Origin of the sequence: Alteromonas sp. KUL17, from assembly GCF_006538305.1 — a bacterium.
Classification (GTDB): domain Bacteria; phylum Pseudomonadota; class Gammaproteobacteria; order Enterobacterales; family Alteromonadaceae; genus Alteromonas; species Alteromonas macleodii.
The window spans coordinates 15,988-36,502 of sequence record NZ_BJKJ01000024.1; the positions used below are offsets into that span (position 1 = coordinate 15,988).

General features: G+C 44.3%; 20 protein-coding genes and 1 pseudogene. 15 read left to right on the plus strand and 6 right to left on the minus strand.

Annotated features, from left to right (window positions below):
- Window positions 1-146 precede the first annotated feature (146 nt).
- From KUL49_RS16935 to KUL49_RS16960, 6 genes and pseudogenes are all read left to right on the plus strand, one after another.
- Complete coding sequence (locus KUL49_RS16935; RefSeq protein WP_084081846.1) at window positions 147-1,331, plus strand: D-alanyl-D-alanine carboxypeptidase family protein; 1,185 nt, start codon at window positions 147-149, stop codon at window positions 1,329-1,331.
- Between the two features lie 101 nt (window positions 1,332-1,432).
- Window positions 1,433-1,696 carry a DUF493 family protein YbeD gene (ybeD, locus tag KUL49_RS16940; protein WP_014949347.1) on the plus strand — a complete coding sequence of 88 codons (264 nt, stop codon included), beginning with the start codon at window positions 1,433-1,435 and terminating at the stop codon, window positions 1,694-1,696.
- Window positions 1,697-2,368 (plus strand): lipoyl(octanoyl) transferase LipB, encoded by a 672-nt coding sequence (lipB, locus tag KUL49_RS16945; protein WP_181412775.1) that lies wholly within the window; start codon window positions 1,697-1,699, stop codon window positions 2,366-2,368. It begins immediately after the preceding gene.
- A complete protein-coding gene (gene lipA / locus KUL49_RS16950; protein ID WP_049588697.1) occupies window positions 2,361-3,323 on the plus strand; it encodes a lipoyl synthase in 963 nt (320 codons plus the stop codon). Before lipB ends, lipA begins: the two co-directional genes overlap by 8 nt.
- Window positions 3,324-3,513: 190 nt before the next feature.
- Window positions 3,514-4,521 carry an asparaginase gene (gene ansA / locus KUL49_RS16955; protein ID WP_131138044.1) on the plus strand — a complete coding sequence of 336 codons (1,008 nt, stop codon included), beginning with the start codon at window positions 3,514-3,516 and terminating at the stop codon, window positions 4,519-4,521.
- A gap of 42 nt (window positions 4,522-4,563) precedes the next feature.
- Window positions 4,564-5,402: pseudogene (locus KUL49_RS16960) on the plus strand (DUF2797 domain-containing protein).
- A gap of 100 nt (window positions 5,403-5,502) precedes the next feature.
- On the opposite strand, the gene KUL49_RS16965 reads toward KUL49_RS16960, so the two are convergent.
- Window positions 5,503-6,054: an NAD(P)H nitroreductase gene (locus KUL49_RS16965; RefSeq protein ID WP_014949342.1), complete on the minus strand. Its 552-nt coding sequence runs from the start codon at window positions 6,052-6,054 to the stop codon at window positions 5,503-5,505.
- Window positions 6,055-6,223: 169 nt separating this feature from the next.
- Window positions 6,224-6,835 carry a DoxX family protein gene (locus KUL49_RS16970; RefSeq protein ID WP_131138045.1) on the minus strand — a complete coding sequence of 204 codons (612 nt, stop codon included), beginning with the start codon at window positions 6,833-6,835 and terminating at the stop codon, window positions 6,224-6,226.
- Window positions 6,836-6,879: 44 nt separating this feature from the next.
- Between KUL49_RS16970 and KUL49_RS16975 the strand changes: the two genes are divergently transcribed.
- The 3 genes from KUL49_RS16975 (at window position 6,880) to KUL49_RS16985 (ending at window position 9,662) form a co-directional block, all read left to right on the plus strand.
- The gene (locus KUL49_RS16975) at window positions 6,880-7,071 is read left to right on the plus strand and encodes a hypothetical protein (protein ID WP_014949340.1); all 192 of its coding nucleotides are present in this window, start codon (window positions 6,880-6,882) and stop codon (window positions 7,069-7,071) included.
- 162 nt (window positions 7,072-7,233) lie between these two features.
- Window positions 7,234-9,099 (plus strand): signal peptide peptidase SppA, encoded by a 1,866-nt coding sequence (gene sppA / locus KUL49_RS16980; protein WP_131138046.1) that lies wholly within the window; start codon window positions 7,234-7,236, stop codon window positions 9,097-9,099.
- An 86-nt stretch (window positions 9,100-9,185) separates the two neighbouring features.
- Window positions 9,186-9,662 (plus strand): SprT family zinc-dependent metalloprotease, encoded by a 477-nt coding sequence (locus KUL49_RS16985; protein ID WP_131138047.1) that lies wholly within the window; start codon window positions 9,186-9,188, stop codon window positions 9,660-9,662.
- Window positions 9,663-9,706: 44 nt separating this feature from the next.
- Here KUL49_RS16985 and yfbV read toward each other — a convergent pair whose 3' ends face one another.
- Window positions 9,707-10,156, minus strand: a complete 450-nt coding sequence (gene yfbV, locus KUL49_RS16990; protein ID WP_131138048.1) for a terminus macrodomain insulation protein YfbV — start codon at window positions 10,154-10,156, stop codon at window positions 9,707-9,709.
- Between the two features lie 538 nt (window positions 10,157-10,694).
- Between yfbV and trxB the strand changes: the two genes are divergently transcribed.
- The 4 genes from trxB to infA all read left to right on the plus strand — a co-directional run bounded on the left by trxB (window position 10,695) and on the right by infA (window position 13,470).
- Window positions 10,695-11,660 (plus strand): thioredoxin-disulfide reductase, encoded by a 966-nt coding sequence (gene trxB / locus KUL49_RS16995; protein ID WP_014949336.1) that lies wholly within the window; start codon window positions 10,695-10,697, stop codon window positions 11,658-11,660.
- 50 nt (window positions 11,661-11,710) lie between these two features.
- Window positions 11,711-12,457, plus strand: a complete 747-nt coding sequence (gene aat, locus KUL49_RS17000; protein WP_131138049.1) for a leucyl/phenylalanyl-tRNA--protein transferase — start codon at window positions 11,711-11,713, stop codon at window positions 12,455-12,457.
- Complete coding sequence (locus KUL49_RS17005) at window positions 12,454-13,176, plus strand: arginyltransferase (protein ID WP_131138050.1); 723 nt, start codon at window positions 12,454-12,456, stop codon at window positions 13,174-13,176. Before aat ends, KUL49_RS17005 begins: the two co-directional genes overlap by 4 nt.
- A 75-nt stretch (window positions 13,177-13,251) precedes the next feature.
- Window positions 13,252-13,470 carry a translation initiation factor IF-1 gene (infA, locus tag KUL49_RS17010; protein ID WP_014949333.1) on the plus strand — a complete coding sequence of 73 codons (219 nt, stop codon included), beginning with the start codon at window positions 13,252-13,254 and terminating at the stop codon, window positions 13,468-13,470.
- A gap of 177 nt (window positions 13,471-13,647) precedes the next feature.
- Here the strand turns inward: infA and clpA are convergent, their stop codons facing one another.
- Window positions 13,648-15,924 (minus strand): ATP-dependent Clp protease ATP-binding subunit ClpA, encoded by a 2,277-nt coding sequence (clpA, locus tag KUL49_RS17015; RefSeq protein WP_131138051.1) that lies wholly within the window; start codon window positions 15,922-15,924, stop codon window positions 13,648-13,650.
- 24 nt (window positions 15,925-15,948) lie between these two features.
- Window positions 15,949-16,269 (minus strand): ATP-dependent Clp protease adapter ClpS, encoded by a 321-nt coding sequence (gene clpS / locus KUL49_RS17020; RefSeq protein WP_014949331.1) that lies wholly within the window; start codon window positions 16,267-16,269, stop codon window positions 15,949-15,951.
- 243 nt (window positions 16,270-16,512) lie between these two features.
- On the opposite strand from clpS, the gene cspD reads away from it, so the two are divergent.
- Window positions 16,513-16,731, plus strand: a complete 219-nt coding sequence (gene cspD / locus KUL49_RS17025; protein ID WP_014949330.1) for a cold shock domain-containing protein CspD — start codon at window positions 16,513-16,515, stop codon at window positions 16,729-16,731.
- A gap of 479 nt (window positions 16,732-17,210) precedes the next feature.
- On the opposite strand, the gene KUL49_RS17030 is transcribed toward cspD, so the two are convergent.
- Entirely contained in the window at window positions 17,211-19,430 is a 2,220-nt protein-coding gene (locus KUL49_RS17030) for an NADP-dependent isocitrate dehydrogenase (protein ID WP_075176505.1), read from the minus strand.
- A gap of 513 nt (window positions 19,431-19,943) precedes the next feature.
- Here KUL49_RS17030 and KUL49_RS17035 point away from each other — a divergent pair.
- Window positions 19,944-20,486, plus strand: a complete 543-nt coding sequence (locus KUL49_RS17035; protein WP_014976399.1) for an rRNA large subunit pseudouridine synthase E — start codon at window positions 19,944-19,946, stop codon at window positions 20,484-20,486.
- Window positions 20,487-20,515 lie beyond the last annotated feature (29 nt).

The window sequence follows — 20,515 nt, forward strand, 5'->3', positions numbered from 1 at the left end:
AACGGGGTGAAACAACAGAATTCGGTTACGAACTGGACAAAAGCTAAAATTGGGTAGCCATGTTTTGCGGTCATCGTTTCGCGGTCATCGCAACAATAGGGTAAGCTTTAACTCACACGGATAAAACGGTCAAAGAAATTAGAACCATGCTCAGAATAATTCAACGCGCTAAACCGTCATTACTTTCATTTGCCTTTTTGGTGATAGGCACTTTACTACACACAGCAAATGCTGCCGTAGTCACTCCGCCTGCTCCTTCAGTTGCCGCAGAAGGTTTTCTTCTTACCGACTTTGAAACGGGTCATGTGATTGCATCTAAAAATGCGGACATGCAGCTTGCTCCTGCGAGCTTGACGAAAATAATGACCATTTATGTTATTGGTAAAGAACTACAGGCCGGTAACATCAGCTTAGACGACGAAGTGACTATCTCGGAAAACGCATGGGCGAAGAAATTCCCAGATTCTTCAAAAATGTTCATCGAAGTAGGTACACAAGTTTCTGTACGCGACTTGCTGCGCGGCATTGTTGTGCAGTCAGGTAACGACGCCTGTGTTGCTATGGCAGAACACGTAGCAGGTTCAGAATCTGCTTTTGCCAGCATGATGAATGCTCATTCAGCATCACTGGGCATGACAAGCTCACACTGGGTAAACGCTCACGGTTTACACGATCCTGATCACTACACCACACCACGTGACATGGCAATTCTGTCTCGCGCGCTTATCGCAGAAACGCCAGAAATGTACAAGATTTATAGCGAGAAGGAATTCACCTACAACGGCATTAAGCAATACAACCGCAATAGCCTGTTGTGGGACAAAAGCTTAAACGTTGATGGCATTAAAACTGGCCACACGTCTGATGCGGGCTACAGCCTAATCACTTCTGCAGAGCAAGGAGGTATGCGTCTAATCTCTGTAGTTATGGGGACTGATAGCGAACGTGCACGTAAAGTTGAAAACAAAAAGCTACTTAAGTATGGCTTCCGTTTTTACGAGACACTTACGCCATACCAAGCGGGCCATAGTTTCGTTGCTCACCGCATCTATATGGGTGATAGAGAGACAGTAGACCTTGGAATTAATCAATCTACCCCCATTACTATTCCACGCGGTCAGGCGGCTAATTTAGAAGCTAACTTCGAACTTGATGACAAGCTTGAAGCACCACTTGCAAAAGGTCAGGTTGTTGGAAAACTTTATCTACAACTAGACGGTGAAGATGTGGCTAGCTATCCCCTAGTTACCCTTCAAGAAGTAAAAGAAGGCAGCTTCTTTAATCGCATGAAAGACTACATTATGCTTCAGCTAGGATTTGACGACGAGTAAACACCTTTACTGAATACGTTAAAAAGCTAGTTGTGAAGCGGCCAGATTTGTTACAATCTGGCCGTTTTTTTATATGATATTTTAAGTACCAAGGATATCGCATGGATACCCGTTTCGACGAATTACTAGATTTTCCAACAAACCAAACGTTTAAAGTCATGGGCGTTGCTCATGAAGACCTACCTCAACAGGTAGTGAGCTGCCTTCAGCAACACGCGCCAGGTGATTACTCGCCTAACGTAAAACCAAGTAGTAAAGGTACTTACCACTCGGTTTCTATCAGTGTGCGTGTAACCAGCAAAGAGCACATGGAAACCATTTACACTGAACTTGCCAAATTAGAGCTGGTTAGGGTTGTACTTTAAGTGAATGAGCAGTCGATAGTGTCTGACGCAAACGGCGTTATAGTGCGTCAGTTAGGGCGTCAGCCGTATGAGCCTATCTTCGAGGCAATGAAACGCTTCACCGATGAGCGAGACCAAAACACCCAAGATGAAATTTGGCTTGTTGAACACGATGCCGTCTTTACGCAAGGACAAGCAGGCAAAGCTGAACACATACTTAGGCCTGGTGATATTCCTGTTGTTCAGGTTGACCGAGGCGGCCAAGTAACCTATCACGGTCCAGGCCAACAAGTTATTTATCTGATGCTAAACATTAAGCGCAGAAAGCTAGGTGTTCGCCATTTAGTCACTGCTATGGAAGAAGCGGTGGTCGGACTACTTGGAAAATACGGCGTAACCGCGTATCCAAAGCCCGATGCGCCTGGCGTATACGTCGATGAGAAGAAAGTTTGTTCATTAGGTTTAAGAATACGTAATGGCTGCTCGTTTCATGGCTTAGCTTTAAATGTTAATATGGACTTATCACCGTTTCAGCGTATTAATCCTTGCGGTTATGCCGGTATGGAAATGATCGATACCGCGCGCCTCAATGGTCCAACTACGCTTGAGACCGCTGGTAATGAATTAACGCATTTGTTGCTAGAAGCGCTTTCCATTGCACAGCCAACATACAAAGAAGGTTTTGATGAGTAATGCACGACCTCAAGCGGGGATAAAACTCCGTGATGATGAAAAAGTAAAACACATTCCCGTCACTATTATTCCTACTGAAAAGGAAGAAATGCTGCGCAAGCCGGAGTGGATTAAAATCAAGCTTCCTCGTACTACCGAGAAAATTGATCACATCAAACAGACACTTCGCAAAAACAATCTTCACTCTGTGTGTGAAGAAGCGAGTTGTCCTAATCTTGCCGAGTGTTTCAACCACGGTACAGCCACCTTTATGATTCTAGGTGATATTTGTACTCGTCGTTGTCCTTTCTGTGACGTAGCCCACGGTAAACCTCTGCCTCCTAGTGCAGAAGAGCCTGAGAAGCTGGCTAAAACCATTGCAGAAATGAATTTGCGCTATGTGGTTATTACTTCTGTTGACCGCGATGACCTTCGCGACGGTGGCGCTCAGCATTTCGTAGATTGTATTAACGCCATTCGCGAACACAGTCCAACAACGACAATCGAAGTATTAGTACCCGATTTTCGTGGACGTATGGATCGTGCACTTGAGATTTTCAAAGACGGCGTGCCTGATGTGTTCAACCACAACTTAGAGACGATCCCGCGTTTATACCGTGAATGTCGCCCTGGCGCGAATTACCAATGGTCGTTGGATTTGCTTAAGAAGTTTAAAGCGCAACACCCTGACGTGATGACCAAATCTGGTCTGATGATGGGTATGGGCGAAGAGAACGAAGAAATTCAAGGCGTACTTGATGATCTGCGCGCTCACAATGTGGACATGCTTACGCTGGGTCAATACCTTCAGCCAAGCCGTCACCACTACCCGGTTAAGCGCTACGTACACCCTAAGGAATTCGACGCCCTTGGTGACTACGCAAAAGAAATTGGCTTCACGCATGCAGCATGTGGCCCAATGGTCCGCTCGAGCTACCATGCAGACCAACAAGCAGCGGGTAAAGAAGTTAAGTAGTACCGAACTTCAGCATAGGGCTCAGCCTAACGTTGCTAAAAAGTTGATACAGAATAAAAGCGGTGATCTTCACCGCTTTTTTGTGCCTTCGTATTTCAGGGTGACAAACCCGTGGGTATTGTTAGAATGCCCGTCAAATTACGCTATCCCCTTTTGAAAAGTATTCCCAAATTAAGGGTAAGGTCATTTCATGCGCAAACATATATATATTGCCTATACAGGTGGAACTATTGGTATGAAGCCGTCTAAACAAGGCTACGTACCCGCTGCAGGCTTCTTGTCAGACACACTGAAAAAGATGCCGGAGTTTCACCGTTCTGAAATGCCCCTTTTTACCCTGCATGAATACGATAACCTTATCGATTCATCAGACATGGACCCGTCTGATTGGCAGCGTATTGCCGATGATATCGCCGACAACTACGACAAGTACGATGGCTTCATTATTTTGCACGGTACAGACACCATGGCATACACCGCCTCGGCGTTGAGTTTCATGCTTGAGGATTTGTCAAAACCTGTCATTGTTACCGGTTCTCAAATTCCACTGGCAGAGCTTCGCTCAGATGGTCAAGTCAACCTTCTAAACTCGTTATATGTTGCCGCGAACTTCCCCATTGCCGAAGTCGGACTGTTCTTCAACAATAGACTACTTCGTGGCAACCGCAGCCGCAAAGTAGATGCAGATGGATTCAGTGCCTTTGACTCCCCTAACTTTCCTCCACTGTTAGAAGCTGGCATTAACATTCGTCTGAAAGCCGGTGAATTAGCGAAGACACCAAATAACACCTTAACGGTATCGAACGTCAAAGCCCAACCGATCGGCATGGTAAGTTTGTATCCCGGTATTGCGCCAGAGGTGATTAAAAACACGCTACAGCAACCTGTGAACGCGTTGATTTTACTGAGTTATGGTGTGGGCAATGCACCTCAGAACCCTGAACTTATTGCACAGTTAAAATACGCAAAAGCCAGAGAAATTCCTGTTTTGAATTGTACCCAGTGTATGCGCGGTCGCGTAAACATGGGTGGCTATGCCACTGGCCATGGCCTACAAGAAGTAGGAGTTTTATCGGGTAGCGATATGACGCCCGAGGCTGCCCTCGCGAAACTGCACTACTTATTAAGTAAAGGGCTTCCTTTTGAGGAAATAAGCCATCTATTAACGCAAAACTTGCGCGGCGAATTAAGCGACTAACAGTCGTTACAAATAAAGTTTTTAAGAAAAAGGTTTCAACAAGTGACAACAACATATTCGGGTATGCTTAAAAAAATGCGTACCTCCGCCGATGAAAACAATACCGTGCACTACTCGCTTCCAATTGGTGATGAGCTGGTTGATATCAATTCTCTTATCGGCAAGGAAGTAACGGTAACCTACTCTGGTGAAATCAACTGTGTTCACTGCAACCGCAAAACCAAAAAAGCTTCAACCAAGGATACTGCTACCCGTGTTTGATATCGCTGGCACAATGCGATAGCTGCATTATTAAGCCAGAAAAGTGCCATTACCACGAAGGGACGTGCAGAGAACCTCAGTGGGGTGAAGAACATTGCTTTAGTGAGCATTTTGTTTATTTGGCTAACACAGGTACGGTAAAAGTGGGCATCACTCGTCAAGTCACCGAAGGCGTGTCTACGCGGTGGATGGATCAAGGAGCTACGCAAGCTACCGTAATGCTGCGAGTTCCTGACAGGCTTACCAGTGGTTTGGTTGAAACGTTATGCAAAGATCACATTGCAGATAAAACCAATTGGCGAACAATGTTAAAGGGCAAACCTGACGAGGTTGATTTAGAACAGGTCAAAACCGAATTAATGGGTAAAATTGAAAGTGAGCTAGAAGCGCTGAAGCAAGAAAAAGGGCTTCAAGCAGTATCAGAAGTGACTACGCCTATCCATGATATTCATTACCCTGTTGAAGATTATCCGGTAAAGATAAAATCTTTAAACTTAGATAAGACACCGTCATTTACTGGTGTGTTGCAAGGTATCAAAGGGCAATACTGGATGCTAGATGGCGATCGCGTTATTAATATCAGGAAGTTCGCTGGTTATAACGTAGACCTATCTTTCTAGGTTAAATGTTAGGGTCTTATTTTAGCTTACTTATAAAAATAAGACCCTTCTTACCCGCCGCTAGCTATCTAATGCGGCAGTTTATTCGAATAGGTATCAACTACTGCCAGAATTCAAAGTAGTCGTTACTATTTCTTTGCGGTTTAGGTGCAGGCTCAAACGCTGGTGTTCCTAAATATAAGAAACCTACCAGCTCGTCTTCTTCACTTAAGCCTAATCCGTTTCTTACCGTCTCACAGTGTGCGTAGCCACCGGTGCGCCACATGCCGTTAAACCCTTGTGCTACTGCTGCCATTTGCATCGCCATAACGCCACAACTTGCCGACGCTATCTGCTCAACACGCGGTACCTTTTCATGTTCCACATGCTTTGCGATGGCTACGATAACCATAGGTGCGCGGTGAGGAAGCTGCACGGCACGTTCAATTTCTTTCTGCGACTTTTCATTTTCAATAGCGGATTGCTCATAGAGTGCACCTAGCTTATCAAGCCCTTTTCCTGTGCACACGATAAAACGCCACGGAGTAAGACAAGCATGGTCTGGGGCACGTAGTGCAGCCTGCATAATATTCTCTAAGGCATCTCCACTAGGTGCTGGCGCTTCCAATCGAGGCTGAGAACTTCTGTTGAGTAACAATGTTAATGCGTCCATTTACGTCCCTACTTTATTTTTTCGCGTTGCTGTTATCACGCTTCGATTTTCATAATCGAGAAAAGCGTGCCAACAACAATAATTTACCTAACCTGATTGCTAGATCCTACGGTTCATAAACGAAAAAGACCAGAAAATTCCGGCCTTTTGTACAGGAAATGGAGCGTCCCTAATTACTTTTAGAACGCATGGCTTTATTCACATAGTAATCGACACTAAAGAAGCGTCCACCACCATAGATAAACAAAACTAAAAGCATAATAAAATAGGTCGCAGCGAATTCGATGCCGTTGTTAAGTACCACAAAGTTACCGCTGGATGTAAGCCAGTCATAATGGCCATGCTCTTGTAACAATGATTTAGCTGCCGCAAGCTTTTCTGGCGCAGCCATAATGTTTTCATTCAGTAATATTGTACCGTCGGCTAACCATGAAGACGCATCAGCAATAGCGAGCCATCCATTCTTAGCGTGAACACTCATCATAGCGACTATCATGGTTACCATTAATGGAATACTCACCAAGCGCGTCAATGCACCCAATAACAATAGAACACCGCCCACGAGTTCTGCGGCTGTAGCTAAGAACGCCATTACCAAAGGTATTGGTAAACCAAGCCCATAACCATCGTTACCAAACCAATCTACAATACTGTCGAAACTGGATGCTTTATTCCAACCAGCCTGTATCATCACTGGTGCTAAATACAAGCGTAATAAAAGTAAAGGAATGCCATCTGCCACTTGCAGTCGGGCTACGATTTGTTGGTAAATGTGTGTCATTGTTTTGCCTACTTTGTGTGATTAAGAAATAAGAACGGCACTTTATGAAAAAAATTTCATCGCGCGAAAATAAGCCCTCACCGTTTTTACGACTAATGAAAAAGGGCCATGGAAAAACCGGCTATAAAGCAAAGAATGGAAAATTTCTTATGACGATGAGCGAGGATAGTCACAAACGTATTGCCTCCCTCATTCGAAAATGGCTGGAACAAGACGAAAAAAAGAACGCAGAATAAAAGTCATCGTAAGTCGCCGAAAACAAAGGCACTCACAAAAAATTACAATTAAGTTCGCGATCTTACTCGATTTAGGTAACATAATAGAATGCAGTACGTGAGTAAGGTATGCCTGATCTATCTTGCTCTGGTTAGTTAATTCAAAAAAAGGTAGTGATTAAAATGGCAGCCAAAGGAAATTGGACTAAATCCTTGTTTATTGGCTTGTGGACGGTGCTTAACTTCACCCGCAAACTTTTCTTTAATTTGATATTCATTGTTATTTTTGTTGGATTGATAATCGCAATAACTGGTCAGGACGATGAACAGTTTACCGTAAACAAAGACAGTGCTTTGTTTCTTACGCTTAACGGAAAGCTAGTTATAGAAAAAGAAAGCATTGATCCTTTCGAACAGTTCTTACAAGAATCGCTAGGCAGTGAACCTGAAAACCCAGAAGTATTGGTACGCGATGTAGTGAAAGTGCTTGAAAATGCGCAAAAGGATCGCCGTATTAAAGCTTTGGTTCTTGACCTTCAAGGTCTTACCGGCGGTGGTTTAGACAAGTTACGCACCGTAGCTAATGCTATTGACGCATTTAAAGAATCTGAAAAGCCCGTTTATGCCATTGGCGATTACTTTTCCCAAGACCAATATTACTTGGCAGCACACGCTGATAGCATCTATCTGAACCCAATGGGCGGGTTAATGTTTGAAGGCTACGGCCGTTATGGCATGTACTTCAAAGACATGCTAGAAAAGTTAAAAGTAACCACGCATATCTTCCGGGTTGGTACTTATAAATCTGCTGTTGAGCCTATCATGCGAAATGATATGTCTGAAGAAGCAAAAGAAGCGGAGAAACAGTGGTTAGATGGTTACTGGGCGCAATACAAAGCGGATGTAGCAGCAGCTCGCGGTATCGATGAAGCAAACTTTGACGAGACCCTTGAAGGTTTATTAGCAAAGTTTGAAGCGGCAGGCGGCGATTTCGCACAGTATGCGCTTGATAATAATTGGGTAGACGCATTGAAGACCCGCGAAGAAGTAAGATTGGAGCTTACTGAATTAGTCGGTGAAGATGAAAACAATCACGGCGTTAACCTCACTTCGTTCAATACCTATCTTAAAGTTGTTAACCCGCCTATGCCGGTTATCGAGTCAGATATGGATAAAGTGGCGATTGTAGTTGCCAAGGGCACCATCTTAGACGGTAATCAAAAAGCCGGTACTATAGGTGGCGACAGCACTGCGCGTCTTCTGCGTAAGGCTCGTCTTGATGACAACGTAAAAGCAGTGGTTCTTCAGATTGATTCTCCTGGAGGCAGCGCATTCGCCTCTGAAATTATCCGTCAGGAAGTGTTGCAGCTACAACAAGCAGGTAAGCCCGTTATTGCTTCTATGAGCACTTATGCAGCTTCAGGCGGTTATTGGATTGCAGCAAGTACCGATAGAATAATTGCAAGCCCTAGCACAATTACAGGCTCGATTGGCGTGTTTGGTATGTTTATGACCTACGAGAATTCACTGGATTATTTAGGTATTCACAGTGACGGTGTGGGCTCTACAGAGCTTGCAGGCTTTTCTACTGTGCGTCCACTAGCACCAGAATTCGGTCAGATTCTTCAGCGCAACGTTGAAAACACTTACGGAAACTTCTTGTCGTTGGTTTCAAATGCTCGTGGTATGTCGGTAGAAGAAGTGGATAGTGTTGCCCAAGGACGCGTGTGGATTGGCGAAGATGCAATTGAACTTGGCTTGGTAGACCAGCTTGGTACGGTTGACGATGCTGTAGTTGCTGCGGCCGAGCTCGCCGAGCTAGAAAATTATGATACGTTCTACGTACAACGTACGCTGAGTGCCCAGGAAATTTTCTGGAAGGAATTCTTTGGCCAAGCTATGACGTTTGTGGGAAAATGGCAATTTGCCCATGCCGACTCTGCACTGGTAAATGAATTTAAGCGCGTACTTAAAGAGTTCAGTTTAGTAAACCAACTAAACGACCCTAAGGGTACCTACGTGCTATGTTTACCTTGTGACGTTAAATAATACGCGCAGCAAATAAGTAGAAACAGTAAAAAGACAGAGGCAGCAACATCGCTTCAAATGACTTAACCCAAGAACAGCGTCGCGTTATTACCGACGCTGTTTTTTATTGCTATGAGCAAGCAGAGCAATACTTCAAGCAAACGTTCAAGCGCCCTACCATCACTTTTAGACGGTCGGGGAAAAATGCGGGCACTGCGTTTTTACAGCAAAACCGCGTGAATTTTCACCCACTTCTGTTTAAAGATAATATCGATGCCTTTTTAAGTGACGTGGTACCGCACGAAGTCAGCCATTTGTTGGCATGGGTTCTGTTTGGCAGAGTTCAGCCCCACGGCAAAGAATGGCAGTCGATAATGCGCAGCGTATTTAACTGCACGCCTAATGCTACCCATCAATTTGACGTGAAACGGGTAGCCCGCACTTTTCATTATGTGTGTGACTGTGACACTTATGCGCTAAGTACACGCAGACACAATAATATTTTAAAAGGGGCACAATACAAATGTAGGAAGTGTCAGGCCTTGCTTCGCGCGCCAGACGTTGGCAGCCTAAAAGCCAATTGACCCAAGACGCTGTCTGGCGAGCGGCATTTACAGGATACGTGCTGTTAATTAAACCAGTGTTTAGTAAATGCGTTGTCTAAATCGTTAAACGCTGTCTTAAGAAGTTGCGCTAGCTCTTTATATTTTGGTTTTGATTTAGCATTGGCCATAGCCACACCTTGCGAGCGCATTTTTGAGTGGATTTCTTGATACCAGCTTTTCAGTTGTGGTGGAAGGTATTGGTCAGAGCGATGTCCTAGCCAAAGCAAACCTTGCATAGGCAGACTTAAGAAGAAAGCACCTATGGTAATGGTTTGAGGTAGATAATCGGCGCCTAAACTCTGATAGAGCAGCGCGCATGAAACCATTGCCACTGGCGGCATGGTTTTAATTGCAAACTTAGTCGCTGCTACAACTCTACACTCTGGGAAAAAGGCATAGAGTTCTTTTCTTACAGGCCATGTCTTCATGTACTGCTGACCGTTTTTCAACATTGTCATTATTGATTGAGACATGCCTCACCTCTTTGATAAACCTTACTATCAGCATTAATACTGATATCACTCACGTCATTATTCGATAGTTATAACTAAATTGTAATCCGCTTTTTGGCTAATACAAACTGGTTCTTCTAAATCAGTACGTAATTACAGCGATAAACTATCAACATCGATCTTATCAAATACGATTGCACTGTAGTTAATTAAGTTTCGTTGATGTGGTGGCTGCCTTTTGGTCTGCTGTAAAGATCGGCGTTGTGTAGCTAATACACCCCGCGTTAATAATTAAAAGGTATAAGTTCAATCTATCTTTAAGTGACATTTTTCTCGCTTAAAGGCATCATATAGCGCTTAAGCCTAAACATTGTGCTGCATGGCTTTGTTGTTACTTTTGTTAAAGCAAGTGAATAACGACCTGCAGATGTTGCGCTGGCAAATTACTATAATAAAAGTAACTAGGTGTTGAGCTTGATTTACAGATTTTCGCCCCTACCTAGCTTTCTAAGAGAAATTTTATAAGTAACCCTATTGGGTGAATTATTTGGAGAGGAAAATGGCAGAAAGCAGACACGTCCGTCTACTTATCTTGGGTTCAGGCCCTGCAGGTTATTCAGCAGCGGTTTATGCTGCACGTGCAAACCTTAAACCTGTACTGTTAACTGGTATTCAACAAGGCGGACAGCTTACTACCACGACAGAAGTAGAAAACTGGCCGGGCGATCCTGAAGGCCTTACTGGTCCTGATCTAATGGTTCGTATGCAAAAGCATGCTGAAAAGTTCGATACTGAAATTATTTTCGATCACATCAATAAGACCGACTTTTCGAAGCGCCCTTTCACGCTTTACGGAGATAGCGGTACTTATACGTGTGACGCACTAATCATTGCTACAGGTGCTTCAGCTAAATACCTTGGTCTTGAATCAGAGCAAGCGTTTATGGGTAAAGGTGTATCTGCTTGTGCAACCTGTGACGGTTTCTTCTATCGCAATCAAAAAGTAGCGGTAATTGGTGGTGGTAACACCGCTGTTGAAGAGGCGCTTTACCTTTCAAACATTGCATCAGAAGTACATGTTATTCACAGAAGAGATAGCTTTAGAAGTGAAAAAATTCTTGAGCAACGCCTTCGTGATAAAGCAGAAAACGGTAACGTGGTATTACACTTAAACCGTACACTAGATGAAGTGCTCGGTGACGAAATGGGTGTAACCAAAGTCCGTATTAAAGATACGAACAGTGATGCCACTGAAGAGCTTGATGTTATGGGGCTATTCGTTGCTATCGGTCACAAACCGAATACCGATATCTTTGATGGCCAGCTTGAAATGAAAGATGGCTATATCGTTGTAAACAGCGGTACAAACGGCAATGCGACGCAAACAAGCGTTGAAGGTGTGTTTGCTGCAGGTGACGTGAGCGATCACATTTATCGTCAGGCCATTACATCAGCAGGTACAGGATGTATGGCGGCGCTAGATGCTGAAAAATACTTAGACGGTACGATGCCCGAACAAGGTTAATACTGTTTCCCAAGCCCTGCTGTTCAGTGGGGCTTTTTTCTGGCCCGATTATGATAGCGTTACATTACATCGAAGAAGGCGCGCCCTTCCCTCCAGTCGACACTGCATTAGACGAACCTAACGGCCTGCTAGCATTTGGTGGCGACCTCAGTCCTGCACGTTTATTTTCTGCTTACTCACAGGGCATTTTCCCTTGGTTCAGTGATGACGAACCGCTGTTGTGGTGGTCACCCGACCCCAGAGCCATTATTGAACTCGACAATTTTGTCGCATCGAAAAGCCTTAAGAAGCTTGCTCGAAAACAAAAATACACGGTAACGTTAAATTATGCGTTCGACCGAGTAATTGAAGCCTGTTCATCAACCCCTCGTAAAAACCCAAACACAGGTGAACTCAATAGCGAAACATGGATTACCGATGACATGATTGGGGCTTACCGGCAGCTCAATGGTTTAGGTTTAGCACACTCTGTGGAAGTTTGGGACGGCGAAACACTGGTGGGTGGACTATATGGCGTTGGAATTGGCAAGGTATATTGCGGTGAATCGATGTTTCACCGGGAAAGTAATACGTCTAAACTTGCTATGATGGCGTTGGTTGAGCACATGAAGTCTCACGATATGGCCTTTATTGATTGCCAGCTTCCTACCGATCATTTGGCATCCCTTGGTGCGAATGTGGTATCCCGTGAAAACTTTATTGAAAAACTGGAAAACAACAACCACACTTTAACTGAAAACGGTAGGCTGTCAGAAGACTACCTTAATCGTTGGAAGCCAAGAGTGATTACTCCGTGAAGTTTGGTATAACCCAATCATTTTCATGTAGCTATTTGCCCGATGAGCAAGAGCAATTATTAGTATACGCCGAAAATAATGATTTTCAGGCGTGGCGATACTCGCAACTTATTCAAGTGGGATTTCGACGAAGCGGTGAACAAATTTACCGTCCACACTGCCCAGCCTGCAAGGCGTGTAAGTCGGTGCGAATTCCGGTGAATGCTTATACCCCCTCTCGCAGTCAAAAAAGGCTGTTAAAGGCCAACCAAGAGTTTCGCGTTCAGCTAGTTAGTGAAACTAAAAGCACATACTACCCGTTATATGAACGCTACATTACGGAGCGACATGCCGACGGTAGTATGTTTCCGCCTTCACGAACCCAGTTCGACAATTTCGTTTTGTGTGATTGGATGACAACCCATTACCTAGAGGCCTATGATGGCGACAAGCTCATTGCAGTGGCTGTCACTGACGTCGTCGATGCTAACGAACATATGGGTGCACTCTCTGCGCTCTACACGTTTTTCGACCCTGAGTATAGCTCTGCATCTTTAGGTACATGGATGATACTCATGCAAATTGAGGAAGCGAGGCGTTTAGGCCACCACTATGTTTATTTGGGCTATTACGTAGAGGGTTGTCAAAAAATGTCTTATAAACACAAATTTTTGCCATTTGAGCAGTTTAGTGACAATGAATGGCATCTATTTAGCAAAAATAGTAAAATACCCACTTAATTGCTTTACACCGAACCCAAGATTGGGTAAGGTCTGCGCGGCAAAAATTTTGAATTACTGAGGTAACTGCTTTACATGGCAAAAGAAGATTGTATTGAAATGGAAGGTACTGTGTTAGACACGCTACCTAACACTATGTTCCGCGTTGAACTAGAAAACGGTCACGTAGTGACTGCACACATCTCTGGTAAAATGCGTAAGAACTATATCCGTATTCTTACTGGCGATAAGGTCACCGTTGAGATGACTCCTTACGATTTGACCAAAGGTCGTATCGTTTATCGCGCAAGATAATGAGCCATTTAAGCGGTAACGCATAAAAAAAGCCCGATTAAGATCGGGCTTTTTCGTATCTGGGTTTTACCTATTTCATCCTCGAAGCACTATCGCTAAAAACAAAGTTACTAACGAAGATATAGCGCTTGATAGACGACATTAGTCTTTCTACCTAGCGCTAAATGCTTTATTACATTAGGTTGGCTCTGCTTCTTCAGACGTTGCACCTACACCTGTGTACTCAAAGGTAAGTTTGTCATCAACGCAGTCTACTTTAACGTTTCCGCCTTTAGATAACTCGCCAAACAATAGCTCGTTCGCTAACTCTTTCTTCAGGTCATCTTTAATGACGCGCGCCATAGGACGTGCACCCATTGCCTTATCATAGCCTTTCTCAGCCATGTAAGCGCGGGCTGCACTAGTGACCTCTAGCGACACGCCTTTGACGTCAAGCTGTGCCTGAAGCTCAATAATAAACTTATCTACCACCTGCAAGATGATTTCTGGATCAAGATGGTTAAACCAAATAATACCGTCCAGGCGGTTTCTGAATTCAGGTGTAAACACCTTATTGATTTCAGACATCGCATCGTGACTGTGATCTTGCTGCTTAAAGCCAATAGATTTACGTACGGTTTCTTGAACACCTGCGTTGGTGGTCATCACTAACACTACGTTTCTAAAATCAACCTTACGTCCATTGTTATCAGTCAGCGTACCGTGGTCCATAACCTGAAGAAGAATATTGTAGATATCGCTATGCGCTTTCTCAATTTCATCTAACAGCACTACTGAGTACGGGTTTTTGATTACCGCATCTGTTAACAGACCGCCTTGGTCAAAACCAACGTAACCAGGAGGCGCACCAATGAGGCGGCTAACTGCATGACGTTCCATGTACTCAGACATGTCAAAACGTACAAGCTCAACACCCATGATTTTAGCCAGCTGTTGGGTTACTTCTGTTTTACCAACACCGGTTGGACCGGCAAATAAGAAGCTACCAATTGGTTTTGCTTCAGCTCCAAGTCCAGAACGTGATAGCAATATAGCATCATTAAGCGTCTCTATAGCCTTATCCTGACCAAACACGACCATTTTAAGGTTGCGGCCAAGGTTCTTAAGCACCTCTTTGTCAGAAGCCGATACAGACTTCTCAGGGATACGCGCCATTTTTGCAATAATTTGCTCAATGTCGCCCACACCTATCGTTTTTTTGCGCTTAGAAGGCGGCAACAAGCGCTGACTTGCGCCTGCCTCATCCATTACATCAATGGCTTTATCCGGAAGATGACGCTCGTTGATGTATTTAGCCGACAATTCCGCCGCAGCTTGAATCGCCTTTTGAGTGAAACGCACATTGTGGTGCTCTTCGTAGCGACTCTTAAGGCCAAGCAATATCTTTGTGGTATCGCTGACGCTAGGCTCAGTAACGTCAACTTTCTGGAAACGACGTGCAAGGGCGCGGTCTTTCTCAAAAATACCTTGATATTCTTGATATGTAGTTGAGCCGATACAGCGTAGTTCACCGCTTGATAGCTTAGGCTTAAGTAAATTTGACGCATCCATTACACCGCCCGACGCAGCGCCTGCACCAATAATGGTATGGATTTCATCAATAAACAAAATGGCGTTCTTGTCTTTGCCAAGCTCTTTCAGAATTGCTTTCAAACGCTTCTCAAAGTCACCACGGTATTTGGTACCAGCAAGAAGGCCACCTAAATCCAGTGAATAAACGGTACTTTCAGCAATAACATCAGGCACGTCTTCGTTAACGATTCTGTATGCAAGACCTTCTGCGATCGCCGTTTTACCTACGCCCGCTTCACCCACAAGCAGCGGGTTGTTTTTGCGACGACGACATAGAATTTGAATAGTGCGCTCTACTTCCGAATCGCGGCCAATCAACGGGTCTATTTTGCCGTCTTTCGCATGACGATTTAGATCAGTTGCGTATTTGCTTAATGCTGAGCCACCTTCTTCGCCTGCTTCAGCCTCTTCCGCCGCTTCAGGGTTTACAGGCTCATCATCATCCGCTTTGCTTACGCCATGGCTAATGAAGTTCACCACATCCAAGCGCGTTACATCCGCCTTCTTGAGAATATAAACGGCCTGAGACTCTTGCTCGCTGAATATAGCAACAAGTACGTTGGCGCCAGTAACTTCGTCCTTACCAGACGACTGAACGTGGAATACCGCACGCTGCAGCACGCGCTGGAAACCGAGCGTGGGCTGAGTTTCGCGTTCGTTTAACTGGTCATCTAAAATGAGAGGCGTAGTATCTTTAACAAAAGCTAACAGTTCGCTTTTAATTGCCTCAATATCGGCACCACATGCTTTGAGCGCATCGCGAGCAGCTGAGTTATCAAGCAATGCCAACAACAAGTGCTCAACCGTCATAAACTCATGACGATGCTCTCTGGCAAATACAAACGCGTTATTTAACGTTTGTTCTAATTCTTTATTTAACATATTGCTCGCCCTCTACAAAAAACCTTATGCCTGCTCCATCGTGCACATCAACGGGTGCTGATGTTTGCGTGCGTACTGATTAACCTGCATCACTTTTGTCTCTGCTATCTCAGCAGTAAAAATGCCACACACGGCTTTTCCTTGATAATGAACGGTCAGCATAAGTTGGTTGGCTTTCTCAGCGTCCATATTGAAAAACTGCATGAGTACCTCAATGACAAAATCCATCGGTGTATAGTCGTCATTGTTCAACAACACTTTATACATGGGAGGCGGCTGCGGCTTCTGTCGCTGCGCGTCTTTCTGTTTTTCCTTTTCGATACTAATAGCGTTGTCTTTACTCATAACTTAATAATAGTGGTTTAATGGCACATATGTGTACAAACTTTTGGATAAATTTATTCACATTTGCCCTTGACATAATATGGTTAAAAAATCTACATTTTGTATAGTGGTTTTGAGTATTGCACGTTAGCTACGACATAACTTACTGCGTAGCAGCTACAATCAATACTCTTTCCACCGTGTCTCCGGATCTATAATGGGGGCATATACTCGTGAGTTCAAGGATTAAGAGGAAGTCGAAGTATGGCGGTTGGCAAAGTTAAATGGTTTAACAACGCAAAGGGTTTTGGATTTATCGTTCCTGAGGACGGCGGCGAAGATATTTTCGCGCATTACTCTACGATTCAAATGGAAGGCTACCGTTCGCTAAAAGCGGGTCAAGAAGTAACGTTCGAAGTTCAGCAAGGGCCTAAAGGTCTTCACGCTGAGAACATTGGCTTCAAAGAAGAACCAGAGCGTTAAGAAAAGAATTTTTAAAGCCTGACCTTTTACGTCGGGCTTTTGCTTTTCTTGCCATTCAAAATGTGTAGGTGCAGTAAAGCGCCTGTGCGGATAAGTGCGTTTTAATTTTCCCCACAAAAATAAGCATTACGTTATCTTAACGTTGTGTATTAAAGTTGCGTACTAGTCCAAAGCAGACAATCAACGAGCTTTTTTCCTGTTCCTTTTATCTCCCGCTTATACATTCCTTTCCAAAACATAAGGTATATCGCCCTACCCCTTGTTAGCTCTTATACCAGTCCGCGTAGACCATTGCCTACTCAGCTAGGTTTAAAATGTTCGTAATCGTCGCGTGTTAGCGCAGGTATAGTGGTTCTACATAAAAAAAGCCCTCTCGTTTGAAGAGAGGGCTTTTAAACGTTGTTTTGAAATAGCTTCTCAGGTTTGAGAGTACTATTCTATGCGCTAGACCTATAAGCCTAACGCATATACACAAAATACTATGCGCCTAAGATAGCTTTTAATGTCTTACTTGGAGACATGGTTGCGAAAAGCTTGTCTTCGTCAGGGTAGTAGTAACCACCAATTTCTTGCGCGCTACCTTGCGTTGCATCAATCTCAGCTAAGATGTCGTCAATTTTCGCAGACAACTCTTCATACACTGGCTTAAATTGCGCAGCTAGATCTGCGTCTTCCGTTTGGTTCGCTACTTCTTCAGCCCAGTATAGACCTAGGTAAACATGGCTACCACGGTTGTCCAACTGACCTGCTTTACGAAGCGGAGACTTACCGTTGTTTAGTAGTTTTTCCGTTGCTTTATCAAGTGCAGTAGCAATAACTTTTGCTTTGGTGTTGCTGTGCTTAATAGCAACATCTTCTAGCGATACAGCAAGTGCCAGGAATTCACCGAGTGAGTCCCAACGCAAGTGACCTTCTTCAACGAACTGTTGCACGTGCTTAGGTGCACTACCGCCCGCGCCCGTTTCATAAAGGCCACCACCAGCCATCAACGGAACAATTGATAGCATTTTAGCACTGGTACCAAGCTCTAGGATTGGGAACAAATCAGTAAGGTAATCACGAAGTACGTTACCCGTCACTGAAATGGTATCCAGACCGCGAATTGCACGTTCCATGCTGTAGCGAATAGCGCGTACAGGAGACATAATTTGAATGTCTAGACCGTTGGTATCATGGTCTTGTAGGTACTTTTCAACTTTCTTGATAAGTTGCGCATCGTGAGCACGTTCGTCATCTAGCCAGAATACCGCAGGCATACCAGATTGACGTGAACGCGTTACCGCTAGCTTAACCCAATCTTGAATAGGTGCGTCTTTCACCTGACACATACGCCAGATATCACCTTCTTCAACATCGTGAGAAATAAGAACATTGCCGTCTTGGTCAACAATTGAAACAGTACCGTCTGCTTCTAGCTCAAACGTTTTGTCATGCGAACCGTACTCTTCGGCTTTTTGTGCCATTAAGCCAACGTTAGGAACCGTACCCATCGTTGTAGGGTCGAATGCACCATGCGTTTTACAGAAGTTGATAACTTCTTGGTAAATGGTTGCATAAGTACTTTCTGGAATAACTGCTTTAGTGTCGTGCGCCTTTCCATCTGGTCCCCACATTTGACCAGAGTTACGGATCATTGCGGGCATAGAGGCATCAACAATTACGTCACTAGGTACGTGAAGGTTCGAGATACCTTTGTCAGAGTTAACCATCGCAATTGGCGGACGGTCGGCATAACATGCGTTGATATCTTTTTGAATTTCAGAGCGTTGGCTCTCAGGTAGGCTTGCAATTTTGTCGTAAACGCTACCAAGACCATTGTTAGGGTTAACACCTAGCTCTTCAAACAGGTCACCCCATTTGTTGAATAGATCTTTGTAAAATACTTTTACACAGTGACCGAATACGATTGGGTGAGACACCTTCATCATGGTCGCTTTTACGTGTAGTGAGAAAAGAATGCCTGTGTTTTTCGCATCTTCAATTTGCTCTTCGAAGAATTCACACAGCGCTTTTTTGCTCATAAACATGCCGTCGATAACTTCGCCAGCTAGCAAATCTACACGCGGTTTAAGGGTTTTCTTGCTGCCATCTTTACCCGTAAATTCGATGCTAACGTGACCGTCTTTCTCAACTGTCACTGATTTCTCACCAGAGTAGAAATCACCACCGCGCATGTGCGCTACGTGCGAACGAGAAGCTTGAGACCACTCACCCATTGAATGCGGGTGCTTACGGGCATAGTTCTTCACCGCTGTCGGTGCACGACGGTCCGAGTTACCTTCACGTAGAACAGGGTTTACCGCACTGCCTAGTACTTTACCGTAACGCTCACGAATTTCTTCGTCTTCAGCTGTTTTCGGTGAATCAGGGAACGCAGGTACGTTGAAGCCTTTAGCGTTTAATTCTTTGATAGTTGCACGAAGCTGTGGAATTGAGGCACTGATGTTTGGAAGCTTGATGATGTTAGCATTCGGGTCTTGGGTCATCTCACCCAGTTCTGCTAATGCGTCTGGCACTCTTTGCTCTTCAGAAAGATACTCTGGGAAATTTGCCAAAACACGTGCAGCAAGTGAAATATCGCTTAGCTCAACGTCGATATCTGCAGCCGCAGCAAACTTCTGGATGATTGGAAGAAGTGAGTAAGTCGCCAGCATTGGCGCTTCATCAGTCTTCGTGTAGATGATCTTAGACTTGGTCATTATATACCTCAATTTTCTCGACAGGGTACTGTCGTCTTTAGTCCATTAGGTCGCAACAACCCGCAACATGTTCATGTCACGCCCACAGTCATTGCGAAACGTATTTGATGTTTTCCACCTTTTGCTTTTATTAAGCACTAGGTCACTTGCTGTTTTCTTCCCTACATATTATTCAATTCCCTATGTTAGCAATATGCATCTCATGGCTTTGCACTCGACTACCTAGTCGTACGCAATTTCGAGATACGATGTATAAGCAAGCCCGCTTATCACTGCTAAAACTGTCTAATAATTATGCAGATGCGCTCTCTTATAAAAATGGGAGCGACCATTAGTATAGGGTCGAAAGTTTGAGTTACAAGTCATACCATTGTCTTAACTCATAAGATCACCGAATTTATCGACAAACTTCATTGAGCAAACCACTATTTGCGGTTGATTTTCCCATGCGAAGCATCGTCATTTGTCGTAAAATCCCCCCCGAAATTTTGAATTTAAACAAGCGGAAGTAATATGTCTTCAAACGCTAAAGTGGTGCTTTTTAATAAGCCCTTTCAAGTTCTTTCTCAATTTACTGATGCAGACGGTAGAGAAACACTAAAGGACTATATTGATGTTCCCGGTGTGTATGCCGCAGGACGACTCGACAGAGATTCGGAAGGTCTTCTCGTACTCACCAATGACGGAAAGCTTCAGCATAAACTTGCTAACCCAAAAGCTAAAACCAGCAAAACCTATTGGGTGCAAGTTGAAGGTATTATGGACGAAAAAGCAATGCAGGCGCTGCGTGACGGCGTGGAATTAAAAGATGGAATGACTCGCCCCGCTAAAGTAAAGGCCATGGAAGCACCTAGCGTGTGGCCGCGGAATCCGCCCGTACGCTTTAGACAGTCGATCCCCACTAGCTGGGTAGAAATTACCATTACAGAAGGCAGAAACAGACAAGTGCGACGTATGACGGCGCACGTCGGCTACCCCACCCTTCGGCTCATCAGATATCGCGTGGGTAATTGGACCATTGATGGTATTGATAATGGCAGCTACGTTCACTTTTAAAGGCAATTCAATTTCTAATACTTGAAATC